Origin of the sequence: Butyrivibrio hungatei, assembly GCF_900101605.1 — a bacterium.
Lineage (GTDB): Bacteria > Bacillota > Clostridia > Lachnospirales > Lachnospiraceae > Butyrivibrio > Butyrivibrio hungatei_B.
The window spans coordinates 47,354-67,300 of sequence record NZ_FMUR01000014.1; the positions used below are offsets into that span (position 1 = coordinate 47,354).

Genomic DNA, 19,947 nt, shown 5'->3' on the forward strand with positions numbered 1-19,947 from the left:
AGTAAAATGAAGAAAAAAGTTGATATAAATGTGACAGGAATCCATATCAGAGACGGAAACGAAGAAGAGCGGATCGATACAAGCTCAAGGGGAATCTATGAGGCATTGACGGATGGGGCTGTGCGGATAGAGTACGAAGAAGTGCAGGATATGGGCGGTCAGAGAATAAAGGTGGCCAACAAGGTCACTGTACCTGCCGATTTAAAGTGCGTAGAGATCGTGCGCACAGGCGCTATGAATTCGAAGATGGTATTTGGCGCCGAAGAATATGTCATGGATTACAAGACACCATACGGATCGATGCAGATGGAAGTTATCACCAAGAGCCTTGATTTTAAGAATGAAGAAAACGGTGTGATCGGTGAAATTTCTGCGGAATACATAATTAAATCCGGAGATGAGGTTTTATCCGACTCTAAAATGATAATAGAAATAAAAGCAAGATAAGGCAAAAAAAGAGCTCTCACATCGCGTGATATATTATCATCGCTTGTGAGAGCTTTATATTTTGAGCAAATATTATTTAACCATCTTGGCGCCGGCTTTTTCCTGAGCCTTAGCAACAAGGTTCTTAAAGAAGCCTTTCTTTTTCTCGGGAGTAACAGTCTTACCGCGAAGGCCTTTAACTTCTGTTACGTAGATACCGCTGACAGAAGCCTTAACTTCCTTCTTGACGGGAACTGAATCGAAAATCTTTTCATCACAGATAAGGCTCATAACCCTGTTTCCGACTCTTACCTTAAGGATTGGAAGCTTGGATCTGCGAAGAAGCTTGGGAGTCTGATCGATAACGGCCTGTGGAAGACCTGCTTCGGTTATCTTCATTCTCTTTTTGTCAATGATAAGCATGGACATGCTCTGCTTCATGGAGTCGAGCTGAACTTGCTGCTCTTCCTGTTTCTTCTGGGCTTTTCTGCCGATTATAATAAGTGCAATGATTATTGCAGCTAAAATTACTGCTATTACGATAAATACAATTAAACCGGTACTCAATCTATTATCCTCCGAAAATGAATATACTATATCATAGCAAAAAGTATTGTAGCATTCTTTAGGAAGATAGGCAAATAAATACTTTAATCATTTTGGAAGGTGTGGTAGTATAAGAAATATTGTTTTGATATGTAATGGTAAGATACTATATTCATGAGAATGGTAGCCGTGAATATATCAAATTTTTTTAAGGAGAAAGCATTATGAAAAAGAATCTTTCTGTATTGTTGGTTGTGGCAATGGCAATAACATCCCTTACAGCATGCGGCTCAAAGTCTGAAGAGGCTGCAAGCGATGCGGCATCAGGCGGTTCATCTACAGAGGCTGCTGCAACAGCGGGATCTAATGACATTGCATCTTTGCAGAATCTGGACAAACTTGAAGTTAAGGCTCTTGATGAAATAAATCCTTCGGATTACATCACATTGGGTGAGTATAAAGGCTTGACTGTTGAGGTTGCTCCTGCATCTGTTACCGATGAGGATGTTGACGGATATATCAATAATCTTATTGAAGCCAATCCAGCCAAAACAGAGATTACGGACAGACCTATACAGAAAGGTGATATTGCAAATATTGATTATGAAGGAAAATATGCCGACACCGGAGTTGCTTTTGAAGGCGGAACGGCTCAGGGATTCGATCTTGATATCGGTTCAGGCATGTTTATCCCCGGATTTGAGGACGGACTTGTCGGAGTAAATCTTGGTGACACTGTAGACCTTGACCTTACTTTCCCTGAAGAATACGGTTCAAAAGATCTTGCAGGTAAGAAGGTAGTATTTACGGTTAAAGTTAACAAAATCAGTGAAAAGTCTAAAGAGCCTACAGATGAGTGGGCAGCCGGTCTTGGAATGGAAGGCGTAACAAATCTTGAGCAGCTTAAGGAAACATCAAAAAAGCAGCTCACAGAGGAAGCTGAGGCTACACATAAGGCAGATGTTGAGTCAGCGGTAATTGATAAAGTTATTGAGATTTCAGAGTATAAAGATTTTCCTCAGGAAGTTTTGAATTATTACCTTATTCAGGAAAATCAGCAGCTCGAGAATTATGCTCAGATGTATACTGCATACGGACAGCCTACCACTGCAAGTGATATTGTTCGTATGATGATGCAGAATACTGCTCCGGATCAGTCAGATCCCGATGCTTTTTTAAAGAATATGGTAAATGAGGTTGCTCAGCAGTTTATAACATTCGCAGCAATTGCAAAGAATGAAAACTTGGCAATCTCTGACGAAGATGTTGAGAATTATCTGAAAGAAGCTTTTGATGCAGGAAGTACGGGATACAGCTCACTTGATGAACTTAAGGGTGACGTTGATTCCAAAACCATTAAGGAAGGTCTTATGGCAGATAAGGTTGTGGGATTCCTTGTGGATAATGCAAATGTGGTTGAGCCTGCTAATTGATAGACCGTTTTGCTTGATGGGAAATATTTTTTATTGGAGGATGTCATGGAACTTACAGATATAAAATCGTTATTTACGGAACAAGATAAATATGTCGGACAGAAAGTGACAGTCGGAGGATGGATCAGAAGTATCCGTGATTCTAAGGCTATTGGATTTATCGTATTGAATGACGGAACATTTTTTAAACCGCTTCAGATTGTATATTCGGATGCACTTTCAAATTTTGCACAGATCAGTAAGCTCAACGTAGGAGCTGCTGTCATCGCAACAGGAACAATCGTTGCAACACCCGGAGCAAAGCAGCCTTTCGAGATGCAGGCTGAGGAAGTTGAGATTGAGGGAACTTCTACTTCTGATTATCCTCTTCAGAAGAAGAGACACACTCTTGAGTTCCTCAGAACAATTCCTCATCTTCGTCCAAGAACAAATACTTTTGAGGCAGTTTTCAAGGTTCGTTCAGTTGCTGCATATGCAATTCATTCTTTCTTTCAGGAGAGAAATTTCGTATATGTTCACACTCCTCTTATTACAGGAAGCGACGCTGAAGGTGCCGGAGAGATGTTCCAGGTAACAACTCTCGATCTTAACAATGTTCCCAAGACTGAGGACGGAGCTGTTGATTTTTCAAAGGATTTCTTTGGAAAGCCGGTTAACCTTACTGTTAGCGGACAGCTTAATGTTGAGACCTATGCTTTTGCATTTAAGAACGTATATACATTCGGACCTACATTCCGTGCGGAGAATTCAAATACGACAAGACATGCCGCTGAGTTCTGGATGATCGAGCCTGAGATGTGTTTTGCAGATCTTAAGGATGACTGTGATACAGCAGAAGCTATGCTTAAGTATGTTATCAACTATGTTCTTGAGCATTGTCCCGAAGAGATGGCATTCTTTAACGAGTTCATCGACAAAGGACTTATCGACAGACTTAACAACGTTGTAGGTAACGAGTTTGGTCGTATCACATACACAGAAGCTATTGATATTCTTTCAAAGAACAATGATAAGTTTGATTACAAGGTATCATGGGGATGCGATCTTCAGACAGAGCATGAGAGATATCTCACTGAAGAAGTATTCAAGAAGCCTGTATTTGTAACAGATTATCCTAAGGATATCAAGGCATTCTACATGAAGCTCAATCCCGATGGAAAGACTGTTGCGGCAGCAGATTGTCTTGTTCCCGGAATCGGTGAAATCATCGGCGGAAGCCAGAGAGAAGATGATCTTGAGATCCTCGAGAAGCGTATGGATGAGCTTGGAATGAAGAAGGACGATTATCAGTTCTATCTTGATCTCAGAAAGTACGGAAGTGTAAGACATGCAGGCTTTGGTCTTGGATTTGAGCGCTGCGTAATGTATCTCACAGGTATGGGAAATATCAGAGACGTTGAGTCATTCCCGAGAACAGTCGGAAATTGTGAGCTTTGATTTTGCAGAATCAAGCAATTTCTTGGTGTTACGTGTTATAATTATATAGAGTTACTGAATAATGAGGGACAAGGAGGATGAAATGAGAAAAGATTACTTTTTTTCTGCGATAGCTCTTTCCTTAGTCCTTAGTATGCTGGTGGTGGACCCTGTAAGGGCTACCACCAGTACTGATTTACAGCAAAAACAGAATAAGCTGGAGCAGGAAGAACAGGCATTAAAGAATCAGAAAAAAGAGCTTGAGAAGAAAAAGAATGAGAATCAGAAAAATCTCAATAACGCCAACGGCAAAGTAAATTCGATCGCCGCAGACCAGGGAAAGACAAAAGCAGCCATGGATGAAACTTCAAACGAAATTGTTTCCATGATGGCTGATATAGATCTTATTAAAGAAGAAATTGAGAGAACTGAAGAACAGATAAAAGTTAAAACAGCTGAGTACGAGGATGCGAAGCAAAAAGAAGATACCTTGTATGAAGCAATGCTTAAGAGAATAAAGTATTTATATGAGCAGGGAGAATCATCTTATATACAGATTCTTTTGACTGCGGCTGACTACTCTGATGCACTTAATAAAGCCCAGTATATTGAGCAGATTTATGAATATGACAGGGAAAAGCTTAAAGAGTATGTAGAAGCGAAGACGGCTGCCGATAAGGCAAAGACACAGCTCGAAGAGGAGAAGGGGCAGCTTGAAACTTCCAAATTTGAGATGGAAGAAGAGCAGCATCAGATGGAAGAAGTCCTAAAAGAGTATAAGGCCAAATATTCTGATTACGAGGTAAAGCTTGCTAAAGCCAAACAGGATGCTGCGTTATATACGGCACAGATCAAGAGCCAGCAGGCTGATATGGCGGCTCTTCAGAAACAGATCGCATCCAAGCAGAATGAGGTCAATGAGACCAAGAAAGCAGCACAGGCTGCGCGTGAAGCAGAGGAAGCGGAGAGAAAACGGCAGGCTGCCGAAGCGGCTGAGAAATCAAAATCAGAGAGCGGAGGAAACGCGGGAGAGTCCTCGCCATCAGGTGGCTCGAAAAACTCTTCGCCTCCACCGGCACCTTCGGGAGGCGGTTCAGGCTCTAATATTGCAAGCTATGCTTGCCAGTTTGTCGGAAATCCATATGTCTCCGGCGGAACAAGTCTTACAAACGGCGCAGATTGTTCGGGATTTGTATATTCCGTTTACAAGGCGTTTGGAATATCTGTTCCCAGAACATCATGGGAGCAGGGAAACTACGGAACGGAAGTGTCATATTCGGATGCACAACCGGGAGATGTTATCTACTACGGTGGGCATGTCGGAATATATATAGGCGGAGGACAGATTGTTCACGCAAGTACGCAGAAGACGGGAATTAAGTATAGTTCAGCGATGTACAGACCGATTATCTGTGTCAGAAGATTTGTGTGATGTGCCAATTGTTAGCCTTTATACCATAGTGTATAATCGAGCATAATTATTGTTGTAAAATTTTTTTCGGGAGGAACCATGACTGCAGAAGAGAAAGTAATAGTTCTTGATTTCGGCGGACAGTACAATCAGCTTGTAGCTCGTCGTGTCAGGGAATGTAATGTCTATTGTGAGATTTATTCATATCGCACTCCGATAGAGCAGATAAAGGCGATGGAGCCTAAGGGAATTATTTTGACCGGAGGCCCCAACTCATGTTATGAGGATGGAGCACCAACTTATACTAAGGAATTGTTCGAGCTTGGTATTCCTGTTTTGGGACTTTGTTACGGAGCGCAGCTCATGATGCACGTGCTCGGAGGTAAGGTTGAGAAAGCGCCTGTAAGAGAGTACGGTAAGACACAGACATTTATTGACGGATCTAAGGATAAGTTGTTTGCAGGTGTTGAGGATGACACTATCGTATGGATGAGTCACTTCGACTATATCAGCAAAGTTGCACCGGGATTTGAAATAATTGCACATACAGCGGATTGTCCCGTTGCTGCAGCAGCTTGTGAAGAGAAGAAGCTGTACGCTATCCAATTCCATCCCGAAGTATTACATACAGTCAAAGGAAAAGAGATTCTCCACAACTTCGTAAGAAATATCTGCGAGACTGCAGGTACATGGAGAATGGATTCTTTCGTAGAGAATACAATTAAAGATATCAAGGCTAAGGTTGGAGACGGCAAGGTGCTTCTTGCTCTTTCAGGTGGTGTTGATTCATCTGTTCTTGCAGCACTCCTTGCTAAAGCAATCGGTAAGCAGCTTACATGCGTATTCGTAGATCACGGTCTTCTTCGTAAGAATGAAGGTGATGAGGTTGAAGGCGTATTCGGTGAGAAAGGTAACTTCGACATCAACTTTATCCGCGTGAATGCGGCAGACAGATATTACGCAAAGCTTGCAGGCGTAGAAGAGCCTGAGCGCAAGCGTAAGATTATTGGTGAAGAGTTTATCCGTGTGTTCGAGGAAGAGGCCAAGAAGATCGGCGCAGTTGACTTCCTTGCACAGGGAACAATATATCCTGACGTTGTAGAATCGGGACTTGGCGGTGAGTCAGCCGTTATCAAGTCACATCACAATGTAGGAGGACTTCCTGATTTCGTTGATTTTAAGGAAATCATTGAGCCCCTTAAGACATTGTTTAAGGACGAGGTTCGTAAGGCAGGACTTGAGCTCGGACTTCCCGAGTATCTTGTATTCCGTCAGCCTTTCCCGGGCCCCGGACTTGGTATCCGTATCATCGGCGAAGTTACAGCCGATAAGGTTCGCATTGTGCAGGATGCTGACTACATCTACAGAGAAGAAATTGCGGCTGCGGGACTTGAGAAGCTTCCGGATCAGTACTTCGCGGCACTTTCAAATATGCGCTCCGTAGGCGTTATGGGTGATGAGAGAACTTATGATTATGCAATCGTTCTCCGCGCCGTTGAGACCGTAGACTTTATGACAGCCGAGGCTTCCGAGATTCCTTTCGAAGTCCTCCAGAAAGTCATGAGCAGAATCATCAACGAGGTTAAGGGCGTTAACCGCGTAATGTATGACCTCACTTCTAAGCCGCCGGGAACAGTGGAGCTGGAGTGACGGTGAAATTATCGCAACTGATGGTGGTTCTATAGTAAATGGCAGATATATTTGATGTTTACTATAGTTACAACAGTGAAATTTTTTGTGCTGGCCCTGCTGTTTTAAAGCAGGGCAGCAATTCTATTGAATTCTTTATATTCCGATGCCTTTTCGACAGCATCTCACGCTGTGAAGCATCGGAAAATCATGATTATTTCAATCTCGATGCTTATCGCCCGGAGTTTTGGGGGAACGGAGCATCACAAATCCATGAATTAGTCCCAAAAGATGCCTTTTGCGTTTTTCACGCTTGTCGACCTTTCGGCTTTCTACGGGCTTTTAGGCTTTCTAAGTTTCTAAGGGCTTTCGGAAACGGCTTTCCGGAAGCCGGCGGCATCAAAAATCTAAGAATATGTTAGAATTGATGCTTTTGGACATGGTACTTCATTTATGTGTAGCATCGAAATAATTGTAATCATCTGAAATTGATGCTCATCACCTAGAAGATTCCTTCTATAGAGCATCACAAATCTTAATATGCACCATTCTCGATGCTTATTCTCAAGTTCAAGAATGCGTCAACCAAACCAATTTGAATCGACTTCGTCGATGAGGCTTAGTTGACTCCTGAATCAGGCTTATTACCCTACCTATCACTCTGCAGATACCACCACTGCTATTACCAAATAAAATTTATAAAACAAATCAAGAAAGGATTTTCAAATGAAACAATGCAGAAACAATAATTTACTTCGGAACACATCATTATATGATGAGGCAACCAGACGATATAAGGAGATTTCAGAGCGTCAACTTGTAGCTGAAAGAGAACTACAGAAGGCATCGCCCGGTATTATTCATGTTGTGAAGAGTGGAAATAGGATTCAGTTTTATCTTCGAGCAAACAAATCTGACAAAAGCGGCAAGTATATTCACAAATCAGATACTTACACCATACAATTATTTCTTCAGAAGTCATATCAGGAGAAAGTCTTGAAATTACTGAGGATTGAAGGAAAGAACCTTGAATTGTTACTGAAGAAATCTGATAATATTACAGAAAAGATAAAAAGACTCTACTCCGATCTACCGGCGCAAATAAAGTGCTACATTAAACCCATTGATATGTCAGATGAAGATTATGCTTCAAAATGGCAGAGTATGCCATATGTCGGAAAAGAAATCCCTGATTATGTCCCGATGTATGAAACCACTAAAGGTGAACGAGTGCGCTCCAAGTCAGAATTGACCATTGCTAACCTGTTGGCAGAGAAGGAAATTCCATATAAGTATGAATGTCCGAAGACTCTTCCAAATGGGAAGATTTTTTATCCTGACTTTACTGTATTGAATGTGAAGACGCGGAAAGAAATTTATTGGGAGCACAGAGGAATGATGGATGACAGAGAATATGCCAGACAGGCGGTGTTTAAAATAAAGTCTTTGATGAAAAATGGGATTATTCTTGGTGACAATCTGATTATTACAGAGGAAACTACAACAAATCCTTTGGGGACGGATGAAATTGAGAGCATTATTAACAAGTGTTTTTTGTAAAGTAGATGTGGAAAAGATTGATAGAGATTAGTGTGATGTCCTGTTGGCAATTTGATAAATTACTTGTGAAGTAATCGAGCTCGACGGAACCCTTCCGGTTAAAAAGAATGTCGAAATAATCAAGGAAAGATTGGAAAATGCTTGATGAAGATAGAGGAATACATAAACTGTATAAAAAAGATGCATTCCATCCGGAGCCACTTGCGCTGCCATTGTTATTTTAAAGCAGGGCAACAATTATATTGAATTCTTTGTATTCCGATGCCTTTTCGACAGCAACTACGCTGTGAAGCATCGGAAAATCTTGATCGTTTCAATCTCGATGCTTATCGCCCGGAGTTTTTGGGGAAACATAGCATCATAAATCCATGAATTAGGCAAAAAAGATGCCTTAAAAAGCAAATGAGGAAGATGATGAAAGTTACAAGTATGTCCCAAAATCGATTGTGATTTGGGAGAAAGAAATATATAATTGGGAGTAGAATTATTCTCCCAACAATGATAAATATCTCCCAAAACAGATGCAAAATTGGGCGATAATAGTATTCCTTGGGAGAAAGGAGTATTAGCCGATGAGACAATTTGATTATTCTTATCTTGCAGATAGAACTTGGGACAATGAGATAATATCTTATATTTCAAAGATTCATGAGTATAAGGGAAAGCAGGAATTGTACTTACGGCAAAAGCCGGTTGAGCTTAATAGGCTTATTGAAATTGCTAAGATACAGAGCACCGAAGCATCAAATAGGATCGAAGGTATTATTACAACGAATGCCAGATTGAAACAGCTTATGGCAGATAAAACAGCACCAAAGAATAGGGATGAGGAAGAAATACTTGGTTATCGTAATGTGCTGAATCTTGTTCATGAAAACTATGATGTTATACCGGTACGCAGTAATTTTATTCTTCAAATGCACAGAGATTTGTTGAAGTATACGAATCTGAATTATGGTGGACAGTTTAAAACGACACCTAATGAAATTGACATGATACTCGAAACAGGTGAGAAAGTAGTTTTGTTTAAGCCGCTTGAGCCATACGAGACGCCATCGGCAATAGATGCTATTTGTGAAAAATACCAAGAGGCATTAGATAAAGAGTTGGTAGATGAGCTTATTCTTATACCATGTTTCTTACTTGATTTTTTGTGCATTCATCCGTTTAATGACGGTAATGGTCGTATGAGCAGATTGATGACATTATTATTGCTTTATCGTAGTGGATACATGGTTGGGCAGTATATCAGTATTGAAAAAGCAATTGCTGATACCAAAGAGGCATACTATGATGCACTTCAAAAGGCGGATCAAGGATGGCATGAAGGAACTAACGATTCGAAACCATTTATCAAATATATGCTCAGCATCATCCTTTCTTGTTATAAGGAATTTGAAGCAAGAGTATCTATTGCCCATGCGTCCGGAGCTAAGAGCACGTCATATGATGTTGTTAAGGCATATGTCAGCGAACGTATAGGTAAGTTTTCAAAACAAGAAGTCCTTGTTGGGTGCCCTAGTTTGGGAAGTTCTTCTGTAGAGTCAGCGCTGAAGAAACTTGTTGAAGAAGGAACTTTAGTGAGAATTGGAGCGGGGCGCAAGACGCTTTATGCGCGAGCAGATGCCATCACTGAGTAAATTTAAGAGAATCGTAAAATTATGACTTCTCAAATGAAATTACAGAAATCCGCCTTGCTGTGTTAGTTAAGTTTCAAAATAACATGATGAAAAAAGTATGTAAAAAATTTTATTGGGTGTGAAGGCTATGAACGAAGAACAGTACTTATCGAGAATAAGTCAACTTGAAAATGAAATTGAATATTTGCACGGACTTCTTGATAATGCTGGGATTTCATACAAACGGGAGGCAAAAGAGTTAGATGATTTGTCACCGGACAGGAATCTGGCTTTTGAAGAAAATCAAGGTGCCCGTATTCTTCCGGTTACTATTACCAAGCAGCATATCCAGTATTACTATCATTTGTTCAAGGGTAGGAATGATGTATATAGCAAAAGATCCGGAAATGCTAACAAGAAAACCGGAAAGCACGGTTATTACACGCAATGCTGGAATTTTTGGAAAGACGGAATTTGTCCTAAAAAGAATATTTCTCAGTTCAATTGTGGAGAATGCCACCATGGAGCGGCGCAGACGGTTGAGGATGTCGTGGGATCTGCTAAGGCAAAGTATGTTTATGGATTAACTGCAACGCCAAAACGTGAGGATGGACTTGAAAAGAAGGTATTTATGCAGTTTGGTCCTATCAGATTCCGTTATACAGCCAAAGAGAGAGCAGAAAAACAGGGCATTGATCATTTTGTTTATCCAAGATTTACAAGGCTGGTTAGTGCGTCTGATCTCAAGGTTACAGAAGCAAACAGAGCGGTTATTGAATGTGATTCCAGAAACGAACAGATTATTATAGATGTTGAAAAATGTGTTCAAAACGGCAGAACCCCACTTGTTTTGACAAAGTATAAGGAACACGCGGAGCTTTTGTATCAGAGATTGCAAGGGAAAGCGGACCATGTCTATCTTTTACAAGGTGGAGGCAGTAGAAAAGCAAAGGACGAAATGAGATTGCAAATGCGGGCTGTTCCGGATGAGGAATCAGTTGTCTTGGTTGCGATTGATAAGTATATCGGCGAGGGTTTCAATTTCCCGAGACTTGATACAATGATGCTTACTATGCCTGCGGCAGCAGAAGGAAATATCGAACAGTTTGCCGGACGTCTTCATAGAGACTATGACACAAAGACGGAAGTGATAATTTACGATTATGTAGATGCCCATATTCGTGTCCTTGAAAAAATGTATCATAAACGCCTAAGAACATATAATAAAATAGGCTACGAAATATGTAATAATGTCATTGTAGAAAAACAAAATGCAAATGCAATCTTTGATATAGATACATATGAAAACGTGTATGAGAGAGATTTGCTGGAGGCGAATAAAGATGTGATTATTTCCAGTCCGGGACTAAATCGGGCTAAGGTAAATGCATTTGTAAAGCTTATAAAGCAAAGGCAAGAAAATGGGGTGAAGATCACTGTTGTTACACTTGATCCCGAAGGATATCCGGAAGAGAAAATTGAAGATACAAAGGCGCTCGTGCAGATATTAGAAAACTGTGGCATAAAGGTTAGACTCCAGGATCATATGCATGAACATTTTGCCATCGTAGATGATGAAATAGTATGGTACGGAAGCATGAATTTTCTTTCACGGGCAAAGGCTGATGACAATCTGATGCGAGTTAAGAGTAGGGATGCTGCACAAGAATTATTAGAAATGACATTTGGTTAATGGTGGAGAGTTGATATAATCCATTTTGAGACAATTAACGAATGAAAAGGTTAAAGATAGTGTCAGCAAGATTAGTTGCGAAGTAATCGAGCTCGACGGAACCCTTCCGGTTAAAAAGAATGTCGAAATAATCAAGGAAAGATTGGAAAATGCTTGATGAAGATAGAGGAATACATAAAATTATATAAAAAAGATTCATTCCATCCGGAGCCATTTGTGCTGTCCCTGCTGTTTTAAAGCAGGGCAACAATTCTATTGAATTCTTTATATTATGATGCTTTTTCGCCATCATCTCACGCTGTGAAGCATCGGAAAATCATGGTTATTTCAATCTCGATGCTTATCGCCCGGAGTTTTGGGAATTGGAGCATCATAAATCCATGAATTAGGCAAAAAAGATGCCTTAAAGAAGCAGAGAACGCTATTTTGATCATTGAATCTATATGCGAAACTTGCGGCGCCGGAATAGGAGTTCTTATGTAATTACCGCGAAACCAAATATGTACGTTGATATGGCTATCGCTATTGGAAAAAAGAACTGTAGTGTACAAATCTAAGAAAGGTAATACTATGAAAAGCCTATGCCTGAAAAGACACCTGTTTCATTTGTGCTATTAGATAACACTCATATGACAGAGCACGGTGTTCAATACTTTTGCGCAAGGTCTAAAGAGTTTGTTTTGATCACGACTAACAAGACTCATCCTGCATTTAATATTAAGGCGGATAATCTTCATATCATTTATCAAGAAAACTTATCTCTTGAAGACGCTTTGATTGAACTGAAGAAAAATCACGGATGCGAACGAATCACAATTCAAAGTGGGGGAACAGTAAACGGAATGTTCCTTCGTGAAAAACTTTTTGATTATGTGGATATCGTCGTTGCTCCGGTGTTGATTGGTGGAAAAGAGACATCAACTCTTGTGGATGGTGCCGCACTGACAAAGGAAAATGAGCTTGATAAACTGGGAGTGTTAAGCCTGATAGGATGCGATGTGCTGGAAAATTCATATATTAGGCTTAGATATAAGGTGGTTTCATGAGGTGACGTCGCAATAAGGGTTATATAATAAGATTACATCCGGGCAGAAAGAGTGTTAGAAATGAGAACCAAACATGTTGTAGTCCTTCCATATGATGAGAAATGGAAGCAGGATTTTGTGGATATAAAAAATGAGATTGATGAAGCACTGGGAATTTGTGCATTAGCAGTTGAGCATGTTGGAAGCACTTCTGTTGAGGGCTTGGCATCAAAGCCGATTATCGACATTGATGTAGTGGTAAAACCGGGAGACGTAGAATATGCAATCGGTGCACTAAAAAGCATCGGTTATATTCATGAAGGTAATCTTGGAATCGAAGGACGCGAGGCCTTTTCCTATGAGGGAAAAGAGCATTTGCTAACACATCATTTGTATGTTTGTCCCGAAGATTCCACAGAGTTGAAAAGACATCTTGCATTCAGAGATTATTTGAGAACACATCAGGCTGAAAGAGAAAAATATGGAAATATCAAACTGGAGGCTGCAAAGCTTTATCCGGAAGATATTGATAAATATATTGAATATAAATCACCGATTATTGAAGAGATATATGCAGATGTCATGAGATTGGAGAAAAATAATGGTTAGAGAAGCGGAGCTAAGCGATTTGGAAGCTAAGCCTATGACATTGGAGGTTCTCACATATGGACGAGCAGAGGATAAACATAAAACTAAAGCCTGTAGTAAAGGAAGATATTGAAACAGTCTGGAAGATGCAAGTGGAAGCATTCGCAGATCTTTTGGAAAAGTATCATGACTATGATATGAGTCCCGCAGCTGAAAGCATAGATAAAGTATCAGCAAGATTTGAACAGCCGTGGACTACATATTTTTTCATTATTGCAGATGATGAAAAGGTCGGGGGAATCCGTGTTGTGGATAAGAAAGATGGTAGTAGAAAAAGAATCTCACCTATCTGGATTATGAAGCAGTACCGAAATAAAGGCTATGCAAAGCAGGCAATTCAGGAGGCAGAGCGGTTATACGGACACGACCACTGGTGTCTGGATACAATATTACAGGAAAAAGGCAATCTTTATCTGTACGAGAAGCTTGGGTATCATCGGACAGGCAGAATCGACAAGATTAATGACAGAATGGATATCGTATATTACGAAAAAGACTGAAGGAGATTTTTTATGGAATACAGAGACGTGCAGAAGATGGCAAATAAATTATCATAGTTTCAGGAGTGGCTATATGAGAGTTGGAATTTCGGCTTGTTCCGATGGGCAATTTATAGAATGGAAAAAACAGAATGAAGAACTAAAAGCTTTTATTGGTGAACTGGGGATAGAAGCTGTGTTTGCAGAGCATATTTATGCGAAGAAAGATTCTTTTAGCGGAACGGATAAAGAACGGGCAGAAGATTTGATGAGTTTTTACAAAGATGATTCAATTGAGGCAATTTATGACATTTCAGGCGGAGACTTGGCAAACGGTATCTTGAAGTATTTGGACTGGGATCTTATCGCTAACACCGACAAGACTTTTTGGGGATACAGCGATCTTACAACCATAATCAATGCAATTTTTACAAAGACAGGAAAAACTTCCGTTTTATATCAGGTAAAAAATACGGTTTATGCTGAAGCAGAACTACAGAGAAAACGCTTTGCAGACTATGTTTCCGAGAAGAATAACGATCTGTTCGATGTTAAATATTCTTTTCTTCAAGGGGAAAAGATGAACGGCGTTGTCGTGGGAGGAAATATAAGATGTTTCCTAAAACTAGCCGGAACAGAGTACTGGCCGGATATGACGGGAAAGGTTCTGTTATTGGAGGCATATAGCGGTGAAATCAGCCAAATTGCTACGCTTTTTTCGCAGCTTGAGCAGATGGGGGTATTTGATCAGGTGGCAGGTATTTTACTTGGGACATTTACTAAGTTTGAGAAGTCGGGAGCGACACAAAGCGTATTTGACCTGTTGAAGGAGCATATTCCGGAAACTTTGCCAGTGGCTCAAACATCGGAAATAGGTCATGGTGCTGACTCAAAGGCAATTGTTATTGGCGAGAATATTGGATTGAAAAGATAGGTAAATTATGAGTGCCTAAGTAATGAAGATCAAAATATATATTTCCTTCTTATGATCAAATGCGATGTTATAGCAAAGAGCATTGGCGTTCCGGAAATGAAAATGATATGTATGAAATCAAATCGTACGTAACAGGAAAACCAAATAATTATGAAAGAGGAAACCTTATAGGGGGTCTCGGGAGATAAATGAAAGTAATTATAATACGGCATGGAACGGTGGACTATGAATGGGAAAGAGCGTACAGTTCAGGCGAGTTTGACAGAGCCTGTGATCGGTATGATAAGGCACCGATAATTCGGATGTCTTATGATATTCCTTTTATAAATGCTCAGCAGATATACGTTAGCGCATTACCCAGAACTCAAGACACTGCAAAAGAAATATTTGGAAATAAAGATTTTATATGCACTGAACTTATAAATGAAGTTCCGCTTGGTTCGAGTTTTAATTGCAAGATTAAGTTGCCGTTGTGGTTTTGGAATATAACGGGACGACTCCAATGGTTCCTAAATATTAAAAGGCAAGTTGAAAGTCGAAAAGAAACGAGATCAAGGGTAAGAAAATTTGTCGAGCTGTTAAATGCCGCAGGTTGTGACAGCGCGGTAGTTACGCATGGGTTTTATATGCATACGTTGGTAAAAGAAATGCAGAAGGCAGGATTTAGAATCACTAAGTCCATGAGAAACTATAAAAATGGTGACTATGTAGTTGCTGAAAAATATGTGGCGCGCAGATGGAAATTTTAAGGTGTATCTGCGCGCCATCGTTTGTGAAAAGTCTGCAAAGTTCATCAAAAAATCTATTCATTCGACCTTACATCGCTGTAGCTCAGATACAAGATAGAGATCATGATAAACACCAAAATAAATATCACAGACGAGAGTGCAAATGCGCCGATATTCGCAGCTCCCAATTCCCGCTGATTCATGGCGAGGTCGAATAAAGAAAACGGTGTCAGGTAAGGCATATCTTTTGCGATACACGATAGACCTGCGAAACCGCCAAGGAATGCGACGATTATAGGAAGGACAAAGTTCCTTATAACAAGTGAAACAAGAACTTGGAAGGCGCATATAACCCATGAACTTAGAATGCCCATGCCAAGCCACATAAGGAGCCCTGAGGGCAAGCCGCCTTCAATGTGTATCAGCGAGCCGGCAATAAGGTACAAGGCAACAACCCAGATCAGCGAAACAGATGTGATAAAGCAAGTGGCCGCGTATTTGCCGAGTACTATCATTGCAGGCCTTTGGTGAGTCATTAAAAGGTTCATATTTGTTCCGCTGTGTTCAACCCGCCAGATGCACCCCGTAAATATTCCGATGATCACAGGCATGAAGAAATAGCACAAAAAAAGCGTGTGCTGAGTCCACAATGAGTACCATCCCTCTTTCAAGATGCTCAGATTACCGAGATAGTTTACGGTTCCGATCGCAGCCGAAATGGCAGGAACTATGAAAAAAGCAATCCATGCAGGCGAACCCTTAAGTTTCAGGATTTCAACAGGGCGTCTGTGAAGTTCTATTTTCTTTGTCTTTCGCGTGCTCTTTATCTTTTCCGCTTCTTCAACACCGGATTTCCTGAGCAGTACAAGTGTGATACAGGTTAAAAGAACTATCCAAAAGGTACAGATAAATACCGAGGTTAAGTCCGGATTATTCAGAAAATAATGAGTTTCTCTCGTGTCGCGGTCCCAGTCCATTGTGATAAAGCCCGATGTCACAAAAGTTGCCCACGGAATGAATTTCTGGATAATCGATTCCGGAAGGAACAATGAGAAAAACGCAGTGAAACTTCCAAGAATTCCCACTGAAATACTAAGAGCCTGATTCCTGTAAAAAAACGACAAAAGCAGGTGTATGCTTAGCAGAGTCATGCAGGTTATATAAGTGATCAGCCCGTGTATAAGCAGATATTTAAGCGGGAAGTCGCTGTCAAAACCTAGAATTCCGCAGCAGAGTATGATCGAGCCACATTGCATTGCGACCAGGATAAGTGTGCATATCGCTCCATAAAGATATTTTGTGAAAAAAATCTTTTGCGGTGTGGAGAAGGTGTATAAGCATTTCAGCATCTCGCCCTTGTGCTCAATGTCCATTAGCCTGGAAGCAAATCCAGCGATCGCTACCGGGAAAAACACGCAGTTTATGATGGGAATATTATAAAAGAGGAGCATCCATCCGGCGGAAGTAGCTTCTTTTCCATGGAAATTTCCGTATAAAAATGCCATCTCGGCAACAATCACCGCAATGAATAACAGCAGATTACAGCGGCGTTTATGTTTTTTTAGTTCTATAAAAAAATTACCTATAATGCCCATTTTTTAAGCTCCTTTTGTCATTTCGAGGAAAATTTCTTCAAGAGAAGCGTCTCCGATTTCCAGTTCAGATAATAGTCCCTGATAGATTATCTTTCCTTTATTTATAATTCCCACATAGTCGGCAATCTGTTCAACTTCAGAGAGAAGGTGACTTGAGATGATGACAGTTGAACCATACTTTTCGGGAATGCTCATTATCAGATTTCTAATCTCATTTATGCCCGCAGGATCAAGGCCGTTTGTCGGCTCATCAAGGATGATCAGCTCGGGCTTTCCCATAAGAGCCATCGCGATTCCAAGCCTCTGTTTCATTCCGAGAGAATAGTTTTTTACCTTGTCATCTTTTCTGTCAAAGAGACTGACTGTGTTAAGCGCTTCTTTGATGTCATCTGCGCCGAGTTTTTTGTACCTTGCGATTATCTCAAGATTTTCCTGACCGGTGAGATGTCCGTAGAATCCGGGACTTTCTATGAGACTTCCGGTACGCATATTTATATCAAACCTGCTCTTTGGAGACATCTTTTGACCAAGGACTTCGATGTTCCCGCCGTCCGGCTGTATGAGCCCCAGAAGGAGCTTCATTGTGGTGGTCTTACCCGCGCCGTTGGGCCCAAGAAACCCGTATATACATCCTTTTGGAATCGCCAGATTTACGTCTTTTACTCTGAATCTGCGTCCTCCCTTTTTGCATAGATCGTAAGTTTCGATTATATATTTCTTCATGATTTATCCTCCGCATATTGTTGATAAGTACAGTATAAAAAGGCAAGATTACCTGAACATGACAGCTACATTACGATTACCTTACGCATGGGGTGCGGTTATTTCATTGCGAAAGATATGTGTGTATACTGATTATTGAAAAGAAAAAGAGGGAAAGACTATGGTTTTAACAGATTGCAGCATCCTTCTCGTGGACGATGAGAAGCAAATATCGGAGATTAATGAAAGACTCCTGTCAGAGGACGGATTTAAAAATATATTGCGCGCTTCAACCGGAAAAGAAGCAGATGAAATTATAGGGAAAAATCAGGTCGATCTGGTCGTGCTTGACATAATGATGCCGGATATCAGCGGCCTTATGCTCTATGAGCAGTGGAAAAAAAGAGGACTTAATATTCCTGTGATCTTTCTTTCTGCAAGGGATGAGGAAACAAGCAGATTAAAGGGATTGGGACTTGGTGCGGACGATTACGTGACAAAGCCTTATACGCCTGAGGAGCTGCTTCTTAGGATAAAAGCAATTTTGCGAAGGACTTATCACCTGACGGAGAACAAAGTTGTCGACCTTGGGGCGGTAAGAGTGGATCTTTCATCGGGAATCGTGATAAGACCTGACGGTGAGACGGAGCTGACCGCAAAAGAGTTTCAGCTCTTTTCCAAACTATATGATAACCGGGGGAAGATTGTGTCGCTGAATGTGCTGATGGACACGCTTTGGCCGGACGGAAGCTATGGCCTTGAGAATTCATTGATAGTCCATGTCAGAAGACTTAGGGAAAAAATTGAGGAGAATCCGTCGACTCCCGAGTATTTGCAGACAGTCCGCGGACTTGGATACAGGCTTAACATAAGAGGAAGAAAGTAATGAAAAAATTATCCGGATACATCTTTTCCATGATGCTGGTTCTTGTGTCGCTTATCGTGATAGACATTCTGGTCATGTTCTTTATATGTGTGCAAAAACAGAAAGAATATCTTGATACATATCACATAGAAAAAATATCTGAGAAGATCGTTAATGAAGGCGGTAAATACAATGTGGATCAATCCGTGTATGACCGTTTGGACAGGACAGATTCTTTTGCCATGATAATCGATGAATCGGGGAGCGTTATCTGGAATTATAATAAACCGGCGGAGATTCCCGAATCTTATGGGATAAAAGAGGTGGCTTCTTTTTCACATTGGTATCTGAATGATTATCCTGTGTATAACTGGGCGCGGGACGATGGAATTCTTGTGGTCGGCCATCCCAAGGGAAGTATATGGAAGTATGTTGTGGAAGCAAATATGGAGACCATGGAGAGCTTGATAAGATTCGGTCCATATATGTTTGTTGCAAATATGCTTATCCTGCTGTTGTTGCCGATTCTGATAACGCGTAAGTGGATGCTTGCAAGAGAGAAAGCAAGGACAGAGTGGATTGCCGGAGTTTCGCATGATATAAGGACTCCGCTCAGCATAGTTATGAGTTCTGTGGAAAAAGGCAGCGTTGAGGAAAAGCAATGTTTCAAGATAAGAGACCTGATAGGGAATCTTAACACCGAGAACAAGCTGGAGTCGGGAACCGGCAAGTGGAGTAATGAAAAGATAAATCTCACATCGCTTCTTAGGGATATATTGTGCGATTATATAAATACTTATGAGGATTACTCTTTTGACCTGCAAGTGGATGAGCCGCTCGAAAACTACAGTATTCAGGCGGATGTTATGCTGATCAGGCGTATGATCGAGAACCTCATTACCAACTCTATCGTTCATAATGAAAAAGGATGCGAGATAAAGGTTGCGCTATCCGCCGGCGGCAAGGATAACTCTAAAACTAAAACTAAACTTGTTGTATGTGACAACGGGCATGGCGCATCGGAGCAGAAGATCAAGGCATTTAACAAAAGAATAAAGAATGCCTACCTTCCCGAACACGGCCTTGGAATCCGCGTTGTGAAGCAGGTTGCGAGAAAATATGGCTTCGCTGTGCGGTTTTCTGCGAAGGAACATGAGTATTTTAGGTGTGAGATAGAATTGTAAACAACTGCTATAAAATATTAAATAACGATAAAGAATATTACAACGATTCGTGCT

Annotated in this window: 18 protein-coding genes and 2 pseudogenes; 17 read left to right on the plus strand and 3 right to left on the minus strand. The window is 40.8% G+C overall.

The annotated features are described in order from the left end of the window. Positions 1–6: 6 nt before the first annotated feature. Positions 7–447: a YwiB family protein gene (locus BLP87_RS11540; RefSeq protein WP_074462803.1), complete on the plus strand. Its 441-nt coding sequence runs from the start codon at positions 7–9 to the stop codon at positions 445–447. Positions 448–519: 72 nt separating this feature from the next. Here BLP87_RS11540 and BLP87_RS11545 read toward each other — a convergent pair whose 3' ends face one another. Continuing rightward, positions 520–993 (minus strand): hypothetical protein, encoded by a 474-nt coding sequence (locus BLP87_RS11545; RefSeq protein ID WP_074462804.1) that lies wholly within the window; start codon positions 991–993, stop codon positions 520–522. Positions 994–1,196: 203 nt separating this feature from the next. On the opposite strand from BLP87_RS11545, the gene tig reads away from it, so the two are divergent. From tig to BLP87_RS11610, 14 genes and pseudogenes are all read left to right on the plus strand, one after another. Continuing rightward, entirely contained in the window at positions 1,197–2,405 is a 1,209-nt protein-coding gene (tig, locus tag BLP87_RS11550; RefSeq protein WP_074462805.1) for a trigger factor, read from the plus strand. A gap of 45 nt (positions 2,406–2,450) precedes the next feature. Next, positions 2,451–3,842: an asparagine--tRNA ligase gene (gene asnS, locus BLP87_RS11555; protein ID WP_074462806.1), complete on the plus strand. Its 1,392-nt coding sequence runs from the start codon at positions 2,451–2,453 to the stop codon at positions 3,840–3,842. Positions 3,843–3,924: 82 nt separating this feature from the next. Beyond that, complete coding sequence (locus BLP87_RS11560; protein ID WP_074462807.1) at positions 3,925–5,253, plus strand: C40 family peptidase; 1,329 nt, start codon at positions 3,925–3,927, stop codon at positions 5,251–5,253. A 78-nt stretch (positions 5,254–5,331) separates the two neighbouring features. Continuing rightward, positions 5,332–6,882, plus strand: a complete 1,551-nt coding sequence (gene guaA / locus BLP87_RS11565; protein WP_074462808.1) for a glutamine-hydrolyzing GMP synthase — start codon at positions 5,332–5,334, stop codon at positions 6,880–6,882. 38 nt (positions 6,883–6,920) lie between these two features. Further along, the gene (locus BLP87_RS11570; RefSeq protein WP_074462809.1) at positions 6,921–7,283 is read left to right on the plus strand and encodes a hypothetical protein; all 363 of its coding nucleotides are present in this window, start codon (positions 6,921–6,923) and stop codon (positions 7,281–7,283) included. Between the two features lie 304 nt (positions 7,284–7,587). After that, entirely contained in the window at positions 7,588–8,421 is an 834-nt protein-coding gene (locus BLP87_RS11575; protein ID WP_074462810.1) for a hypothetical protein, read from the plus strand. A 572-nt stretch (positions 8,422–8,993) separates the two neighbouring features. Continuing rightward, the gene (locus BLP87_RS11580; protein WP_074462811.1) at positions 8,994–10,061 is read left to right on the plus strand and encodes a Fic family protein; all 1,068 of its coding nucleotides are present in this window, start codon (positions 8,994–8,996) and stop codon (positions 10,059–10,061) included. 127 nt (positions 10,062–10,188) lie between these two features. After that, positions 10,189–11,733 (plus strand): phospholipase D-like domain-containing protein, encoded by a 1,545-nt coding sequence (locus BLP87_RS11585; RefSeq protein WP_074462812.1) that lies wholly within the window; start codon positions 10,189–10,191, stop codon positions 11,731–11,733. Positions 11,734–12,305: 572 nt separating this feature from the next. Then, positions 12,306–12,779: pseudogene (locus tag BLP87_RS11590) on the plus strand (dihydrofolate reductase family protein); the annotation flags it as partial. Between the two features lie 60 nt (positions 12,780–12,839). Further along, a complete protein-coding gene (locus BLP87_RS11595; RefSeq protein WP_074462813.1) occupies positions 12,840–13,367 on the plus strand; it encodes a GrpB family protein in 528 nt (175 codons plus the stop codon). A 56-nt stretch (positions 13,368–13,423) separates the two neighbouring features. Then, entirely contained in the window at positions 13,424–13,906 is a 483-nt protein-coding gene (locus BLP87_RS11600) for a GNAT family N-acetyltransferase (protein ID WP_074462814.1), read from the plus strand. Positions 13,907–13,979: 73 nt separating this feature from the next. Further along, entirely contained in the window at positions 13,980–14,819 is an 840-nt protein-coding gene (locus tag BLP87_RS11605) for a S66 family peptidase (RefSeq protein WP_074462815.1), read from the plus strand. Between the two features lie 15 nt (positions 14,820–14,834). Further along, positions 14,835–14,951, plus strand: a pseudogene (locus tag BLP87_RS16595) (hypothetical protein); the annotation flags it as partial. Between the two features lie 56 nt (positions 14,952–15,007). Continuing rightward, entirely contained in the window at positions 15,008–15,568 is a 561-nt protein-coding gene (locus tag BLP87_RS11610; RefSeq protein WP_074462816.1) for a histidine phosphatase family protein, read from the plus strand. 53 nt (positions 15,569–15,621) lie between these two features. Here the strand turns inward: BLP87_RS11610 and BLP87_RS15750 are convergent, their stop codons facing one another. Beyond that, complete coding sequence (locus tag BLP87_RS15750; RefSeq protein ID WP_083334589.1) at positions 15,622–17,142, minus strand: ABC transporter permease; 1,521 nt, start codon at positions 17,140–17,142, stop codon at positions 15,622–15,624. 3 nt (positions 17,143–17,145) lie between these two features. Next, the gene (locus tag BLP87_RS11625) at positions 17,146–17,865 is read right to left on the minus strand and encodes an ABC transporter ATP-binding protein (protein ID WP_074462817.1); all 720 of its coding nucleotides are present in this window, start codon (positions 17,863–17,865) and stop codon (positions 17,146–17,148) included. 160 nt (positions 17,866–18,025) lie between these two features. Between BLP87_RS11625 and BLP87_RS11630 the strand changes: the two genes are divergently transcribed. Both BLP87_RS11630 and BLP87_RS11635 read left to right on the plus strand, forming a co-directional pair. Further along, entirely contained in the window at positions 18,026–18,730 is a 705-nt protein-coding gene (locus tag BLP87_RS11630) for a response regulator transcription factor (protein ID WP_074462818.1), read from the plus strand. Further along, positions 18,730–19,893, plus strand: a complete 1,164-nt coding sequence (locus BLP87_RS11635) for a sensor histidine kinase (protein WP_074462819.1) — start codon at positions 18,730–18,732, stop codon at positions 19,891–19,893. Before BLP87_RS11630 ends, BLP87_RS11635 begins: the two co-directional genes overlap by 1 nt. The last annotated feature ends 54 nt before the right edge of the window (positions 19,894–19,947 follow it).

Bases quoted from the DNA above. Each gene is read 5' to 3' on its own strand.
- guaA (WP_074462808.1), top strand. From the start codon at position 5,332: ATGACTGCAGAAGAGAAAGTAATAGTTCTTGATTTCGGCGGACAGTAC.
- BLP87_RS11625 (WP_074462817.1), bottom strand. From the start codon at position 17,865: ATGAAGAAATATATAATCGAAACTTACGATCTATGCAAAAAGGGAGGA.
- BLP87_RS11585 (WP_074462812.1), top strand. From the start codon at position 10,189: ATGAACGAAGAACAGTACTTATCGAGAATAAGTCAACTTGAAAATGAA.
- BLP87_RS11580 (WP_074462811.1), top strand. From the start codon at position 8,994: ATGAGACAATTTGATTATTCTTATCTTGCAGATAGAACTTGGGACAAT.
- BLP87_RS11630 (WP_074462818.1), top strand. From the start codon at position 18,026: ATGGTTTTAACAGATTGCAGCATCCTTCTCGTGGACGATGAGAAGCAA.
- BLP87_RS11540 (WP_074462803.1), top strand. From the start codon at position 7: ATGAAGAAAAAAGTTGATATAAATGTGACAGGAATCCATATCAGAGAC.
- tig (WP_074462805.1), top strand. From the start codon at position 1,197: ATGAAAAAGAATCTTTCTGTATTGTTGGTTGTGGCAATGGCAATAACA.
- BLP87_RS11605 (WP_074462815.1), top strand. From the start codon at position 13,980: ATGAGAGTTGGAATTTCGGCTTGTTCCGATGGGCAATTTATAGAATGG.
- BLP87_RS11635 (WP_074462819.1), top strand. From the start codon at position 18,730: ATGAAAAAATTATCCGGATACATCTTTTCCATGATGCTGGTTCTTGTG.
- asnS (WP_074462806.1), top strand. From the start codon at position 2,451: ATGGAACTTACAGATATAAAATCGTTATTTACGGAACAAGATAAATAT.
- BLP87_RS11560 (WP_074462807.1), top strand. From the start codon at position 3,925: ATGAGAAAAGATTACTTTTTTTCTGCGATAGCTCTTTCCTTAGTCCTT.
- BLP87_RS11575 (WP_074462810.1), top strand. From the start codon at position 7,588: ATGAAACAATGCAGAAACAATAATTTACTTCGGAACACATCATTATAT.
- BLP87_RS11600 (WP_074462814.1), top strand. From the start codon at position 13,424: ATGGACGAGCAGAGGATAAACATAAAACTAAAGCCTGTAGTAAAGGAA.
- BLP87_RS11610 (WP_074462816.1), top strand. From the start codon at position 15,008: ATGAAAGTAATTATAATACGGCATGGAACGGTGGACTATGAATGGGAA.
- BLP87_RS11595 (WP_074462813.1), top strand. From the start codon at position 12,840: ATGAGAACCAAACATGTTGTAGTCCTTCCATATGATGAGAAATGGAAG.
- BLP87_RS11570 (WP_074462809.1), top strand. From the start codon at position 6,921: ATGGCAGATATATTTGATGTTTACTATAGTTACAACAGTGAAATTTTT.
- BLP87_RS15750 (WP_083334589.1), bottom strand. From the start codon at position 17,142: ATGGGCATTATAGGTAATTTTTTTATAGAACTAAAAAAACATAAACGC.